Origin of the sequence: Corynebacterium flavescens, from assembly GCF_008693105.1 — a bacterium.
GTDB lineage: Bacteria > Actinomycetota > Actinomycetes > Mycobacteriales > Mycobacteriaceae > Corynebacterium > Corynebacterium flavescens.
Genome location: NZ_VXKK01000001.1, coordinates 10,697 through 24,689, shown reverse-complemented (window position 1 = coordinate 24,689; position 13,993 = coordinate 10,697). Strand labels below are relative to the sequence as shown.

Sequence of the window (13,993 nt, the reverse complement as noted above, 5' to 3'; positions counted from 1 at the left end):
TAGCACCAAACTCCCACACTCACCGCAGTGCTGCTCCTTCACGGGGTCTGGCCTCGCAGGTACCATCGGTGGATGGTAGCGAGGTCAATGCTCTGAAAGGATCAGAAGGTGAAAATTCGGCGCGAGAGTGCAGAAATTAACGAGGTCCTCGACGGGCTGCAACGCATGGACCACGATGTATTCGAGGCCATCGCTTCCGCCGATAGCCCGGTACTAGACGCGGTGTTGCCGCCCCTGACTAAGGCGGCCAATTATTCCCGCCTGTGGGTGGGCCTCGCAGGCGCTATGGCTCTCACCCGCAAGTCGGCGTGGAAGAGAGCCGCCACCCGCGGTGTGATCAGCGTGGCGATAACCAGCCTCGTGGCCAATCAGGCGGCGAAGCGCTCATGGAGCCGCACGCGGCCCGGCCACGCTTCAGTGCCGCTTGCTCGCCGTATCCGGCGCTACCCCAGCTCGAGTTCTTTTCCTTCCGGCCATTCCGCCAGTGCCGCGGCCTTTGCCGCCGGCGCGGCACTAGAAAGCCCACCCCTAGGCACGGCCTTGGGTGCCGTTGCGGGCCTCGTGGGCTTTTCCCGCGTCTATACCGGCGCCCACTATCCCAGCGATGTTTTTGCCGGTTGGGGCATTGGTGCGGTGATAGCCGCCCTCGGCGCAAAGATCTTTCCCCCGGTGGCCTCTAAAGAAAAGACCCGCACTGAGCCGCTCTGGGAACAGGAGGACAAACGCCCGCAAGGCGAAGGCCTCGTCGTGGTGATTAATCCCGCCTCCGACGGCGGGAAGGGCGATCGCATTCTCAAGCACATAAACCAGGAACTCCCCAGCGCGGAGACCATCGTGCTGCAGCCGGATGATGATGATGTGGAAGCAGTGCTTCGCGCCGCCGCGCAGGACGCCCAGGTACTCGGCATCGCTGGTGGGGATGGCACCGTTTCCACTGCCGCTGGCCAGGCTCTAGCCGCCGGTATCCCACTCGCGGTCTTCCCCGCGGGTACGTTTAATCACTTTGCCAAGCAGATAGCCTGCCCCACTGCGGAGCAGACCATCGCCGCCGTGCGCGAAGGAACCCTTCAGCGCGTGGACGTAGTCACCCTCAACGGTGAGAAAACTCTGCTCAACACCGCGAGCATCGGTGCATATCCACGCTTTGTGGCAATCCGGGAGCGTTATGAAAAGAAGCTGGGCAAGGCCTTAGCCGCTGTCATCGCGGCATGGCAGGTTCTCAAGGAAGATGATGCCATTGAGATCCGCTACGACAACAAGACTTTGAAAACCTCGCTCTTCTTCGTAGGCAACTCTGTCTACCGTCCCTCCGGCTTTGCGCCCGTGGACCGCGCAGAGATCGATGATGGTCTGCTCGACGTCCGCCTGCTGGAAATCGGCCGACCTTTTTCTCGGCTGCGCTGCATGGGCTCGCTCCTGCTGGGCCGGCTGCACCGCAGCCCGCTCTACCATGAGCTGCACCGCCCGGCCTTCCGCTGCGAAGTAATCGGTGCGCCCACGCCCGTGGCCTATGACGGGGAACTCGGTGATGCACTCTCCGAATTAGATTTTCACAGCCACTATCGTGTGCTCTCCGTCTTCCGGCCACGCTGATTCGGCGGGAACAACCACGCGCAGGCGCCGAGCCACACGGCCCCGAGCAGCCATCCGGCTAGAACATCGGAGGGATGGTGCACGTTCAGCGCCACTCGGGCGATGCCAACGAGCGCGACGACTATTATCCCCGCGCCAATAACCGCCCAGCGCGCACGCGCACCCAGCCTTGATCCCAGCAGCCTCGGGCCAAGCAACCGCGAATAGGCAAGCAGCAGGGCTCCGATGACCACGAGCATGCCCAGAGCATGCCCTGAGGGAAAAGAGCTCCCGTCTGCCTCAACCAGCTGTGTGAAGGGCCTGTGCCTATCTGCCACGGCCTTCGCGCTCATGCTCAGCAGACCAGAGCCCCACACGCTCAGCGCCAAAAATGCAGCAACCCGATAGCGGTGCCGCCAGCATTCCCAGAGCACTGGCAGCACAATAAGCAAGCGCCACAGCCCCGGGGCAAAGACTGTGCTGAGCCCATCCCAGAGGGGCACCCACCAGCCGTGGCTAAGTGCTAGGGCAAGGAAGTAGTCCAAGGCGCCATCATCGATCTTTTCCACCCACGGCCACTCCTGCGACCAACCTGTCCACAACAGGCCATAGAGCACCAGCGCCACAAGCCCCAGCCCGCAGCGTGATGCGGGAGGCAGCTTAATTGGAGGCCCAGCCGGCGTGGGGCTGGTTTCTTCATCTCTTGCCACTTCAGCCTCCTTGTACCCTGTCTCGACTGTGGACCTTTGGGGGGGAACCAACCAGCAATCTGCACAGTCTATCTACTTCGGGCATGCCACTCCGGACTATCTTCCGCAGCAATCCACAGCGGTTACCCACCACAGATCCAGCATTGCACTTCTCCTCTGGGGACACTGTGCACAGCATGGGAGAAAAGTTATCCACAGGCTGTGGAGAAAAGCTGTGTAATTCTTTCTCCACAGAGTTATCCCCACCCTGTGGATAACTTCTTTCACCCGTGTCCACAAGGCACTACTGATCTCCGCCTACTATAAATAGCCTGCGTGATCAGGGAAAACTCCGTTCAGGTGTTCGGTAAATTACAAAAATGTAGTTATCCACATTGTGGATAACTATTGTGGAAACTTTTCGCACACGCGTTTTGGTGAATAACACGCCCGAGTTATCCCCAAAGCCCAGCTCGAAAGGAAAGCGCCACTATCGCCACGGCTGCCACTGCACCAATGCCGAGCCAACGAATACGAGCCTGACGCGCGAAGACGAAGGGAAGCAGCACCAGCCCCGTGAATAAGCCTCCTGCATGCCCCCACAAGGAGACGTCTCCGGCGATGAAGGTATAAACCACATTGACGGCCACCAATACAATGGGGGCACGCAGATCCATCCCGCGATGGCGGTAGACACCTATCAACAGCACCATGAGGGCAAAGAGCGCACCCGAGGCGCCCACCGTGGGCGAATCAAAATCTGCCCAGAGGATTGTGGCCGCAGATCCCAGGACCGCAGTGGCATAAGCGGCCACATAGGTCGCAGTCCCTACGGCACGCTCCACCTCGCGGCCAATAAACACAAGCACCACCATGTTGAGCACAAGGTGCGTGGCGTCAAGGTGAGTGAACGCAGAAGTCACTGCGGTATAGGGCGCAGAGGCAAACATAGGACCCCACAAGGTCGAGTCCAGCGCCAGTTCCGAACGATAGTAGGGAGCGTTCAGCGTGCCAGCCTGAGCCGCTGAGGCTAACCAGGCGGCGATGCAGGCTACGGCGATGACTGCTGTCGCCGGGGCCCCTTTGAGATAGTTTTTCATGTCAGTGTCCTATTCGGTCCTAAAACTACGCAGAGCCCGCAACCACTGATGTGGCGACGGGCTCTGCGAAAAGCTGGTTTAAGTGCTGAACTTAGGCGATATCGATGGATTCGATGACGACATCATCCTGCGGGCGATCCATACGGTCGGTGGCAACCTTGGCGATCTCGGAGATGACCTTCTGGGAGGCCGGGTCCGTCACCTCACCGAAGATGGTGTGGTGGTTGTTGAGGTGCGGGGTAGGCGCCACAGTGATGAAGAACTGGGAGCCGTTGGTGCCGGGGCCGGCATTAGCCATGGCCAGCAGGAAGGGGCGATCGAATTGCAGCTCTGGGTGGAACTCATCCTGGAACTGGTAGCCGGGGCCCCCACGGCCGGTGCCGGTGGGGTCTCCGCCCTGGATCATGAAGTTGTCGATGATGCGGTGGAAGATGGCGCCATCATAGAAAGGACCGGATTGCTCGCCCTTTGCATTCTGGGTGGCGTAATCCTTGTCGCCGGTGGCCAAGCCAATGAAGTTCTCAACAGTTACCGGCGCATGGTTACCGAAGAGATCGATAACAATGTCACCATGGTTGGTGTGCATCGTTGCAGTTGCGGTCTTCTGAGTCATGACGACCATTGTATGGAATTACTCCCGCCCGCGCTGTTAAGGACATAACGCCCACAGCGATCAGGCGTCCAATCGTTCACCCGATCTGGGTCATCTATGCTTTAGGCCATGTTGCGCGCCGTACTTTTCGATCTTGATGACACCCTGATGGACCACACCCACGCCATGCACACTGGCCTGGATAAGTGGTGCGAAGAACTGGGACTGCCCACCGGCCAACAGGAACGCTTCGGCGCGCTGGAAAAGAAGTGGTTCGCGGCCTATGAAAAGGGAGAGGTAACCCACCGCGGACAGCGAATCGGGCGCTGCCGGGAGTTCTTGGGAAACGAGCTCAGCGAGGAAGATGCGCTGAAACTCTACGCCGGCTACCTCGCCGCCTACCGCCGCAACTGGCAGGTCTTTCCTGATGCCAAGGGCGCGATTGACCGGGCGCAGGCCGCCGGGCTGAAGGTGGGAATATTGACCAACGGGGCACGCGAGATGCAGGCGGCCAAGCTGCGCGCCGGCGGCCTAGACTTGCCGGGCGTCCTGCTGATTCCCACAGTCGAGCTCTCCTGCCCCAAGCCGCAGCGCGAGGCCTATATGAAGGGCTGCGCGCAGTTGGGGGTCGCAACGAGCCAGACCCTCATGGTGGGTGACTCGCTGCCTAACGATGTCGAGGGTGCCAAGGCGGCAGGACTCCAGGCGCTCTACCTGCGCCGCGACGGCAGCGGGGACATCGCCAGCCTGGATGAGCTCTTTTAATAAAGCGTGGCATTAGTTAGTTGTCACGCTTTAGTTAGTTGCCACCGCGATCTTTATTAAGCAGGCGCTTTATTAAGCGGGCGCATTCACCTTGAGGCTGGCGAGGACCTCCTCGCGGGCGATAACCATGTTGCGCAGCGAGGATTCGGTCTCCGCGTAGCCGCGGGTCTTTAGCCCGCAGTCAGGGTTGACCCAAAGGCGCTCGGCAGGCACATGCTTGAGTGCGGCGCGGATGAGTTCTGCGATCTCAGCTACCTCGGGGATGCGCGGGGAGTGAATATCGTAGATACCCGGACCAATCTCGGAGTGGAACTTCTCGTCGATGTCCTCGAGGAGCTCCATCCGCGAGCGCGCGGCCTCGATGGAGGTGACGTCGGCGTCGAGGGCGGCCACGGCTTCGATAATCTGCCCAAACTCGGAATAGCACAGGTGAGTGTGGATCTGGGTGGAGGGCTTTGCCTCCAAGGCCACGAGGCGGAAGGAACGAACAGCCCAATCCAGGTAGTCCTTGCGATCCTCTTCGCGCAGCGGAAGGAGCTCACGCAGGGCGGGCTCGTCGATCTGGATGATGTCGATGCCTGCCTCCTCGAGGTCACGAACCTCATCGGCCAGGGCCACGCCTAGCTGATCCGCCGAGACAGACTGCGGGACATCGTCGCGGACAAAGGACCAAGCCAAGATGGTGACCGGGCCGGTGAGCATGCCCTTGACCTGCTTGGAAGACAAGGACTGCGCGTACTCTGCCCACTCGACGGTCATTGCTGCTGGGCGAGAGATGTCGCCGACGACGATTGGCGGACGGGTGCACCGCGAGCCATAAGACTGCACCCAACCATTTTCGGTGGTCACGAAGCCTTCTAGCAGCTCGGCGAAGTACTGCACCATGTCATTGCGCTCCGGCTCGCCGTGCACGAGAACATCGAGCCCCAGGCGCTCCTGCAAGTCAATGACGGAGGCCACCTCGGCGCGCAGCGCCTGGGTATAGGCGGCATCGTCAAGCGTGCCCGCCCGGTGGGCAGCACGGGCAGCGCGGATCTCCTTGGTCTGAGGGAAGGAACCAATGGTGGTAGTGGGCAACAGCGGAAGGCCCAAATCCTTCTGGATTTCCTTTCGTTGGGCAAACTCCGGAGTCCTGGCTACTTGGCCGCCGGGAAGTGCCGCGGTGCGCTCTTGGACGGCGCGATCGTGCGTGCGGGCGGATTCGGCGCGGGTGCGCACGGCGCGATCTGCCTTGGCATAGGCCGCGGCGGACTCCAAAGGTCCGGCAGCCAAGGCGACGACCTCCTGTACCTTTTCGTTGGCGAAGGAGAACCAGCTGGCAACGTCGACCGGCAGCGAGGTCTCCACCTCGACCGTGTGGGGTACGTGCTGCAAGGAAACCGAGGTGGTCACCGAGGTTCCCGCTGGGAGCTTCTCCAATTTAGAGCGCAGGTCACGGAGGTTTGCGGCCCAGACATTGCGGCCGTCAACAAGCCCGGCGACGAGGTGGGTGTGCAGCTCGGCCACCCGCTCGAGGTAGCCGGGTTCCTGGTTCAACGTGCCCACGCTGAGATCGACCTGAACGGCTTCGGGGCGCAGCTCGTCGATAACATCGAGGCCCTGGCGTAGCGCGCCATAAGGGGTGGTCAGGTAGACCTGCGGGCGCTGCTCCGCGGCCATAGGCGCGGCGTAGGGCCTCGGCCAGCTCGGCGTCGCTGGCAACAATAAGATCCGCCACGAGAGCGGGCTCGGCCAACTGGACCCACTCCACGCCCTGGGCGTGCAGCTCCGCAAGCACGGCGATATACGAGTCCACCGCCTCATCGAGGCGCTCAAGGGGCTGGCGCTGCGCGGCCTCCGCCGGCTTGGACAGCGCCAAGAGCGTAACGGGGCCCACCAGGTAGGGGCGAACGGTGTGTCCCGCCGCGCGTGCCTCATCCACGAGCTTGATAACTCGCTGGGGGCGCGGGCTAAAGCCCTGCTCATCTGCAATTTCTGGGACGATGTAGTGGTAGTTGGTATCGAACCACTTGGTCATTTCCAAAGGCGCTGCCTGGGCGGTACCGCGAGCGAGACGGAACTCATCATCAAGGCTCTCGCCCCCAAGGGCACCGATGGTCAGGGCCGTCTCGAGGACCTGGTCATAGTAGGCCACGTCAGCCGGAATGGCATAGTCCTCGCTCAGCCCTAGCTCCTTGAGCCGAGCATAGGTCTCGAGGCGCAGGGCGTGCGCGGCGCTTTCGAAGGTGGCAGCATCGATGCGGCCGGCCCAATAGGATTCGAGCGCGCGCTTGAGCTCGCGATTGGCGCCTACGCGCGGATAACCCTCGATTGTGGCTTTAGGGAAGGGCGTGGTCATGATGTAACTCCGATTCTTTCTAAGAGGTCTTGGGTGACCTCGGCGTTGTTGTGGGTGTAGATATGAAGTCCGGTGATTCCGGCGTCGATGACGGAGCGGGCGAGCTCAGCGGTGAGCTCCATGCCGATTTCGTGTTCTTCTTCGGGGCTTGTCGCTGCCGCGAGCCTTGCGGATACCCGGGGAGGTACCTTCAGCCCGGACAGCTGGCCCATTCGCTCCAGCCTCCGCATGCTTGTCATCGGCATGATTCCCGGAATGAGCGGGATACGCACCCCGGCCAGCCGTGCCTTTTGGCTAAAGCGCAGGAAGTCCTCGGCATCGAAGAAGAGCTGGCTGATGGCCAGATCCGCGCCGCAGCGTTGCTTGGCCAGGAGGACGTCGAAGTCCTCGTCCGCACTGGCTGACTCGGCGTGGCCATTGGGATAACAGGCGACGCCCACTGCGAGGCGTCCGGCCGCAAAGCGTGCGGCCTGCTCCGCTTCCTTGCGGCGGATAAGGCGCACCAACTCATCGGCGTGATGGAGGTGACCTGGGGGCATGCCCCCTGGCGGCACGTCCCCACGCAGGGCTAAGAGGCCGCGCACCCCGGAATCGACGAGCTTGTCTATCCAGCCATCGAGTTCCTGAGCTGTGCCTGCGGTACATGCCAGGTGCGCGAGTGGACGCATCGTGGTTTCCTGCGCCACCCGGGCGATAAAGGCGGCGGTCCCCTCCAGCCAGCCCGATCTCTGGGAGCTGGTTACCGCGATATAGTCCGGGTTATAGGCCTCGAGGACCCGCAACAATTGGGTTACCTTGGTCTCGTCGGCGTCATGACGCGGTGGAATCACCTCAAAGGACAGCGCTACCCGGCTGTGTGGCTGTGATGCAGAGGAGGAAAACTCCTCGGATTCATTTAAATGGTCTAGTGGCACAGATGCGGATAATCTCGGGGACATGTTCACCTCCTTGGCAGGTCATTGCGTTTTGCTTGAGAGAAAACCTAACAAGGTTGCGCCCCAGCAAATAGCCGACACTTTTAGGTAATATCTTTGCGGGGCGACTGCCTGCACCGTTGAGGATTTTCAAGGTGAATAAAATTAGCCACTTGCATACTAAGCGGTCTAGTTAGGTGCACCGCATAGTCTGTTAAGGGAGCTCCTGAAGGTGCAGGTTTCCAGGCCGTGTACACCCGCGGTTGAGCTGCGACTAGTATTAGTGGACCTATTAAATAATCCCCCGTGAAACGCAGCCCCGGAATGAGGATCCTCAAAACCCCATGAAAAAGCTCTTCTTTATCTCTATCCCCGTAACCATCGCCGCTATAGCCCTGACTTCCCTGACTGCCACCACTGCTTCGGCGCAGTCGGGCGACACCGTGACCTTCGGCGACTCTTTCCTGGCCAACCCGGCACTTGAGCAGGTACAAAATCAACAGGGAAACCTCTCGAGCCTTCCCACCAATAACCCACGGCCGGGTGGCGTCAGCCCTCAGGGCTGCCCTCAAGGCGATACCAACGTGCCGCGCGAGTTGGCTCGAATCTCGGGCCAGAATGTCATCAACTACGCCTGCTCAGCGGCTTCTGCCTCCGGAAACTCGCACCGCCTAGACCTATATGAACAGGTCGATCACGCCATCGCGGGAGGGGCAGTCGGAACCGAAACCAAGAATGTCCTCATTCAGATCGGCGCCAATGACACCACCCAAACGGCCTTCCTCGTCGATCCCACCCGGCGCCAGTACAAAGACGCCCTGCGCAGCGACATCAACAAGATCCGCGCCGCCGCGCCAAACGCGAAGATAACCCTTGTGACCTATCCAGCCATCTCCGCCGCCAACGGTGCCTTGTGCCCTATTCGCGTTGAGGGATCGAGCAACCAGGGCTTCAACCTCGATGCGCTGGCCCTCATGCGCGGACTCGAGAACACCTTGAGCTTCACCATGTTCGAGACCGCCCAAGAAAACCACGTCTCCTACTACGATCTGCGCTCTGCTTCCCTGGCACACAACATGTGTTCCCCCGACAGCATGCGCTGGGTGGCCGGCGGCGTGGAATCCACCCAGCCCTATAACATTGGCGCGCACCTTACCCATGCCGGCAACGTCGGCGTGGCCCAGCTTCTCAACGACAACGTCATCGCGCGCTAAGAATAGTTGTGGCGGGGCCTACCCTGGTGGCACTACGCTCGAAAGAAGCAATTCAGCGAAGAATAAACCCCGAGTCACCGATTTACCGATTTAAGGAGCACACCTATGAACCCGACTGTGGTTTCCGCATCCCTTGCTGCGGCGTCCAAGGCTTGGTCCAAGTTCCAGGACTATCGCGAGCAAAAAGCCCTTGAATCCTATGCCTTGCTCGAGGAGGCAACAGCCAAGGCCTCGCAGGCCACCAACGGCAAGAGCGATGAGATCCTCAGCGAGGCCCGCAAGCAGGCAGGGCACGTAACCCAAGCCGCGCACCTACGCCTCGAGCGCGCCCTGGAGGAACTAAAAAACCGTGGTGAAGAGGCCGGCGAGCGCCTCGTGGAGGTGCGCAAGGACTTCAGCGAACGCGCCGAAGATGCCGAGCACTCCACCCGCAAGGCATCGCGTCAAGCTCTCAAGAAGGCCCAAAAAGCTAGCAAGGAAGCTGACAAGTCCGCCAAGCGCACGGCTAAGAAAGTGAATAAGAAACTCACCAAGAAGACCGGCAAGCTCACTGGCAAGCTGAACAAGAAGAATAAGCGCGGCAAGGCTTGGCCAGTCGCTGCAATCCTCGCCCTGCTCAGCGTCCTCGGCGCGGCCTTTTACTTCCTGCGGCTGCGCAAGGAACCAGCCTCCGAGGTCCCGCCGCGGGTGGAAGAGTTTGCCGGCGGCGCCGACCGCGCAGCTGCGGGTTCCACCTTGGTCTACAGCTCCGTAAGCGGAGAGGACGACAAGGAAGCCGTGCAGCCGCAGTCGGACTTGGCTGAAGAGAGCGTCGTCGAGCGCGACGAGGAGCTTCTCGGATCCATCGATGAGCAGCTCGCGCAGCTTCGCAGCGATGCCGAAGATGAGGACGCCAAGGACGCTCAGGACGCCGGAGACACCGACGAAAGCACAGATAAGGGCAAGTAACGGCCCCTAGTCCTGCAAGTAGACCTTTACTTGAGTACAACGCGACGACACCGCTCGCCCCCGTCGTGGGGTAGTCGCCGCGTTGTTTAGATCTCATTGCTTTGCCAATTGGGGGTAGTTGCTGCTTGAATTCTGGGGTATTTAACCCTGATCCTAAGGAGTCAAGAGATGAGCTTTGAGTCTCTCATTGTCAAGCTCAAAGATGGCACTACCTGCTATTTCGCCGCCGGATCAGTAGTTGGTGACCCCTCGCAGCGCGTGGATAACCTCCGCTTCGCCATTGAAAATGGCACGCAGTTTAAGTCTGTCGATGAATCCGGTGTTGAACGCGAGTTCAATGGCTATGACGTAGCCAATTATCACCTGACCTAAAACTCATCAAGCGGGCAAACCTCCCCTTCAGGCCCCGTTTTTCCTGCTCGACCTTTAGACCCCGCACTACACTCCGGTGCGGGGTCATCACTGTAGTGTGATATCTCATGACTAAGTACCCCCGCATGAGGACGTGGTCGTGGTACCTCAAGGAATCACCGCCCCGCAACGAGGTTTCACTAAGCGCTAGCACTCCGTGGTCACGCTCCAGCAGCGCCACGTGGCGCCTGCTCGTGGCGCAGCCCAAGGGCGTGGCAGGGATTATTCTTTCCGCAGCCGTCTGGGCACCGCTCGGCGCGCTCATCGCCGTCATTGTGGGCCAAGCCACCCAGTACGCATTCAGCGAACCCTCCTGGCGCACCGTGGCCTTGCCCGTGGTGGCCGTTGCCGTACTGCTCTATGTCCAGTACGTTGCCGAGGCCACCATGGATGCCTTCACGGCTCTTAGCCAAGAGCGCACCACGCATACGCTGCGGCTCAACCTCCTTTCCCGGCTACTTAGCGGGCAGACACGGGGCTTGAGCCCCGGGCGCTTGCTCAACACCATGGATGAGGACTCGCACTATATCGGCAGCCTCAAGCAGATCCTTAACTTCCCAGTCATGATGCTGGGTTACCTTTTGAGCTCCGTTATCAGCCTCGCGGCCATTTCTTGGGAGGTATCCGTAGGCCTTTTATGCGGCGCGCTGGCAACGGCACTGGCCTCCTGGCTCAGCGCCGGTCCGCTTAGCCGGGCTACCGCGCTGCGCCGCCAGAAGGAAGGCGCAGCACTTGCGCTGGCCACCGACTTTGCCCAGGGCAATCGCGTCATCAAAGGCCTGGGCGCAGCAGAGATCGCGCAGGAACGCTTCTCACGCGCAGCTCACCTCGCGCTAGGCGCCATGCTGGCTGAGGTTCGCCGCACCGCCGTGCTCTCGTGGCTGCGCCAGATGGTTCCGGCGCTCTTCGCCGTCGGACTTTTGACGTGGTCAGGGTGGCAGACCTTTGAAGGCAACCTGCAGCCCGGCGCGATGATGGCGATCACGATGCTCGTCCCGCCTTCGCTGACCGTCCTTGGGCATTCACTGGGAATCTTGACGGAGAACTGGGCCCGCGCCCACGCTTCGGTGCAAAGGGTCACCGGCCTCTTGGATGAGCTTGAATCAACCGAGGACGCCCCGCAGCCTGGTACTTCGACAGCCCCCGCCCGTGGTCTCAGCGTGTGGAATCCCCTCAGCCCGGGCGCCCGCGCGAGCATCGAAGGATGGGTTAAGCACCTGTCTCAGCGCGGCGCGCTGTGTCCTCCCCACCGCGTTTCAGTGATGGAAGGAACGTTAGAGGATAACATCAACCCGCTTGGGGAATATTCGGTGCAGCGCGTGCACAGCGCGCTCGAGGCAGCAGGGTGCGGCGATATTGTTCACCGCCTCGGGGGATTCGGCCCGGAGGGCCAGTTGCCCACTGCCGCCATCGGCGAGGCCGGCCTGAACCTCTCCGGTGGGCAGCGCCAACGGGTGGCACTTGCCCGCGCCTTGGCCGCCGATCCGGAGATCCTGGTGCTCGATGAGCCGACCACCGGGCTGGATTCTTTAACCCTGGCCGCCGTGGCTGCGCAAGTCTCCAGCCTGCGAAAAGATCGCACCACCATCGTCATCACCTCCTCGCCCTCGTGGGCGGCACATGCACAGGAGGTGGTCGAGCTATGAGCGCACCTACTACCCGTCAGGCCGACGCGCTGGCCCCGGCTGGCTTTAAACAGTGCTGGAACCTCCTCAAGTCTCTGCCCTCCGCACCCTCGCGTGCGCGTCTGACAGGTCTGTTGCTCATCGTCGCCGCCACGGTGGCTTTGATGAACTTGGGCTCTCAGCTGCTAGGCCGCATTGTCGATATCGTGCAGGGCCAAGATATAGCGCTGATTGGTTCGGGCCGCGGAGCCATGGTGGCGGCATTAGGCGTCATCGCCTTCTGCCTTGTGGCCGAGGTCAGCGGACGGACTCTCGTTTCCTTCCTTATTAACTCGCGCGTGCGCCGCCTGTCGATGGATCTGCGCACGCAGGCGCTGAGCTCAGTGCTGCGCGCGCCCGTTCCGCGCATCCTCGAACTTGGCACAGGCAACGTGATAACCCGTCTATCGAAGGACATCGATACGGTAGTCAATACCATCACGACGATGGGGGATCGCCTCCTCATCACGGTATTCATGCTTCCCCTCACGGCGCTTGCCTTAATCTTCATCCACCCCGCCTACGGCGTTCTCTTCCTCTTGGCTGCGGCGATGATGTATCCCTTTGTCAAGGGCACTATCCGCGATATTCCGGCCGTGACCAATGTGGTCTCCTCCGTCGAGGCACGCCGCAATAGCATCCTCCTCGACACGATCCGCGCCCTGGACACCCTGCGGCATTTCCGTCTGGGTACCTGGGCCGCGCGCCGCATGGAGCGCTATTCCTGGGAAACGGTGCAGTCCTGGGCAGACAGGATTCCCCTCTTCACCCGCATCCTCGCGCAGGGCTCCATTGCCTATGGATTCCTGCTCATAGGGATAATCCTCATGTCCGTTCCCATGGTCTCCTTCGACTGGATCTCCCAGGGCGAGGCAGCCGCCGCGGTTTTGTTGGTCACGCGCCTGGAAATCCACGTCTTCAACCTCTTGTTCTTCGCCGGAGAGATCCAACACGCCGGAACCAGCCTGGGGCGCGCGGTGGCGCTCACCCTGCTTGACGACGTCCCGTCCACAGAAACCACACCCCCACTAAAGAGCGCACCTTCGGTGCGCATCGCGGGCCTTTATTACTCCTATCCGGGAGGGGCAAGCGTCTTGCGCGACATCAACCTGGAGCTAGAAGCTGGCACCACCACCGCCCTGGTGGGCACCTCCGGCGCGGGAAAGTCCACGCTCGCCGCCCTGGTGGCCGGGCTGCAATACCCCGATGCCGGGCAGATTTTCTTAGGAGAGGTTGACACGGCGGCGACGTCGAGTAGCTGGCTGAGCAGGCACGTCGCCCTCGTCACCCAGGAGGTACACCTGTTCTCGGGCACCTTGCGCGAGGACCTGTTGCTGGCGCGTCCCGCAGCCACCGACTCCGAGCTATGGAAAGCCCTTCACGCAGTAGGGCTTGATGAGTCCTCGCGCTGGCTGCCGGAGGGGCTGGACACCGCCATAGGCGCAGGCAACCCGGAAGTAGGCCCGGAGGCCGCGCAGCAGCTCTCCCTTGCGCGCATGTTGTTGCGCCAGCCGCCCGTGCTCATCATGGATGAAGCCACCTCCGAGGCCGGCTCCGAGCATGCCGAGGTTCTCGAGGAAGCCGCGCGGAAGGTCACGCAAGGCCGCACCTGCCTGGTCGTGGCGCACCGTCTAGACCAGGCTCGCAGCGCTGATCGCATCCTTGTCATGGAGGCTGGGCGCATCGTCGAGGACGGCGATCACGCAAGCCTCATCGCAGCCGGCGGGCGCTATGCGCGGGCCTATACCCAATGGGAGCACGGCCAGGAAAGCTAGACTGGGCCAGC

11 protein-coding genes and 1 pseudogene are annotated in these 13,993 nt (G+C 61.4%); 7 read left to right on the top strand and 5 right to left on the bottom strand.

Features of this window, described 5'->3' with window-relative positions; all coding sequences use genetic code 11:
- Window positions 1–165: 165 nt before the first annotated feature.
- Window positions 166–1,593 (top strand): bifunctional phosphatase PAP2/diacylglycerol kinase family protein, encoded by a 1,428-nt coding sequence (locus F4V60_RS00115; RefSeq protein ID WP_084559240.1) that lies wholly within the window; start codon window positions 166–168, stop codon window positions 1,591–1,593.
- Here the strand turns inward: F4V60_RS00115 and F4V60_RS00110 are convergent.
- The 3 genes from F4V60_RS00110 to F4V60_RS00100 all read right to left on the bottom strand — a co-directional run bounded on the left by F4V60_RS00110 (window position 1,560) and on the right by F4V60_RS00100 (window position 3,983).
- Window positions 1,560–2,282, bottom strand: a complete 723-nt coding sequence (locus F4V60_RS00110; protein WP_174775555.1) for a phosphatase PAP2 family protein — start codon at window positions 2,280–2,282, stop codon at window positions 1,560–1,562. The two genes, F4V60_RS00115 and F4V60_RS00110, sit on opposite strands and share 34 nt — an antisense overlap.
- Before the next feature lie 434 nt (window positions 2,283–2,716).
- Window positions 2,717–3,361 (bottom strand): rhomboid family intramembrane serine protease, encoded by a 645-nt coding sequence (locus F4V60_RS00105; protein WP_075728797.1) that lies wholly within the window; start codon window positions 3,359–3,361, stop codon window positions 2,717–2,719.
- A 91-nt stretch (window positions 3,362–3,452) separates the two neighbouring features.
- Window positions 3,453–3,983 carry a peptidylprolyl isomerase gene (locus tag F4V60_RS00100; RefSeq protein ID WP_075728796.1) on the bottom strand — a complete coding sequence of 177 codons (531 nt, stop codon included), beginning with the start codon at window positions 3,981–3,983 and terminating at the stop codon, window positions 3,453–3,455.
- A gap of 99 nt (window positions 3,984–4,082) precedes the next feature.
- Between F4V60_RS00100 and F4V60_RS00095 the strand changes: the two genes are divergently transcribed.
- Window positions 4,083–4,718: an HAD family hydrolase gene (locus F4V60_RS00095; RefSeq protein ID WP_075728795.1), complete on the top strand. Its 636-nt coding sequence runs from the start codon at window positions 4,083–4,085 to the stop codon at window positions 4,716–4,718.
- Between the two features lie 72 nt (window positions 4,719–4,790).
- Here the strand turns inward: F4V60_RS00095 and metE are convergent.
- Together metE and F4V60_RS00085 are read right to left on the bottom strand one after the other, a co-directional pair.
- A pseudogene (gene metE / locus F4V60_RS00090) lies at window positions 4,791–7,056 on the bottom strand (5-methyltetrahydropteroyltriglutamate--homocysteine S-methyltransferase).
- Window positions 7,053–7,994, bottom strand: coding sequence for a methylenetetrahydrofolate reductase (locus F4V60_RS00085; RefSeq protein WP_075728793.1), 942 nt, complete (start codon window positions 7,992–7,994; stop codon window positions 7,053–7,055). The pseudogene metE and the gene F4V60_RS00085 overlap by 4 nt, the downstream one beginning before the upstream one ends.
- Window positions 7,995–8,314: 320 nt before the next feature.
- Here F4V60_RS00085 and F4V60_RS00080 point away from each other — a divergent pair, with 320 nt between their 5' ends.
- The 5 genes from F4V60_RS00080 (at window position 8,315) to F4V60_RS00060 (ending at window position 13,982) form a co-directional block, all read left to right on the top strand.
- A complete protein-coding gene (locus F4V60_RS00080; RefSeq protein WP_075728792.1) occupies window positions 8,315–9,184 on the top strand; it encodes a GDSL-type esterase/lipase family protein in 870 nt (289 codons plus the stop codon).
- Window positions 9,185–9,289: 105 nt separating this feature from the next.
- Complete coding sequence (locus tag F4V60_RS00075; RefSeq protein WP_075728791.1) at window positions 9,290–10,132, top strand: hypothetical protein; 843 nt, start codon at window positions 9,290–9,292, stop codon at window positions 10,130–10,132.
- 168 nt (window positions 10,133–10,300) lie between these two features.
- The gene (locus F4V60_RS00070) at window positions 10,301–10,504 is read left to right on the top strand and encodes a hypothetical protein (RefSeq protein ID WP_075728790.1); all 204 of its coding nucleotides are present in this window, start codon (window positions 10,301–10,303) and stop codon (window positions 10,502–10,504) included.
- A gap of 107 nt (window positions 10,505–10,611) precedes the next feature.
- Entirely contained in the window at window positions 10,612–12,189 is a 1,578-nt protein-coding gene (locus F4V60_RS12855) for an ATP-binding cassette domain-containing protein (protein ID WP_075728789.1), read from the top strand.
- Entirely contained in the window at window positions 12,186–13,982 is a 1,797-nt protein-coding gene (locus F4V60_RS00060; protein ID WP_075728788.1) for an ABC transporter ATP-binding protein, read from the top strand. The genes F4V60_RS12855 and F4V60_RS00060 overlap by 4 nt, the downstream gene beginning before the upstream one ends.
- Window positions 13,983–13,993 lie beyond the last annotated feature (11 nt).

Coding starts and splice junctions, on each gene's coding strand:
- F4V60_RS00115 (WP_084559240.1), top strand. CDS start 166: ATGGACCACGATGTATTCGAGGCCATCGCTTCCGCCGATAGCCCGGTA.
- F4V60_RS00105 (WP_075728797.1), bottom strand. CDS start 3,361: ATGAAAAACTATCTCAAAGGGGCCCCGGCGACAGCAGTCATCGCCGTA.
- F4V60_RS00100 (WP_075728796.1), bottom strand. CDS start 3,983: ATGGTCGTCATGACTCAGAAGACCGCAACTGCAACGATGCACACCAAC.
- F4V60_RS00095 (WP_075728795.1), top strand. CDS start 4,083: ATGTTGCGCGCCGTACTTTTCGATCTTGATGACACCCTGATGGACCAC.
- F4V60_RS00085 (WP_075728793.1), bottom strand. CDS start 7,994: ATGTCCCCGAGATTATCCGCATCTGTGCCACTAGACCATTTAAATGAA.
- F4V60_RS00080 (WP_075728792.1), top strand. CDS start 8,315: ATGAAAAAGCTCTTCTTTATCTCTATCCCCGTAACCATCGCCGCTATA.
- F4V60_RS00075 (WP_075728791.1), top strand. CDS start 9,290: ATGAACCCGACTGTGGTTTCCGCATCCCTTGCTGCGGCGTCCAAGGCT.
- F4V60_RS00070 (WP_075728790.1), top strand. CDS start 10,301: ATGAGCTTTGAGTCTCTCATTGTCAAGCTCAAAGATGGCACTACCTGC.
- F4V60_RS12855 (WP_075728789.1), top strand. CDS start 10,612: ATGACTAAGTACCCCCGCATGAGGACGTGGTCGTGGTACCTCAAGGAA.
- F4V60_RS00060 (WP_075728788.1), top strand. CDS start 12,186: ATGAGCGCACCTACTACCCGTCAGGCCGACGCGCTGGCCCCGGCTGGC.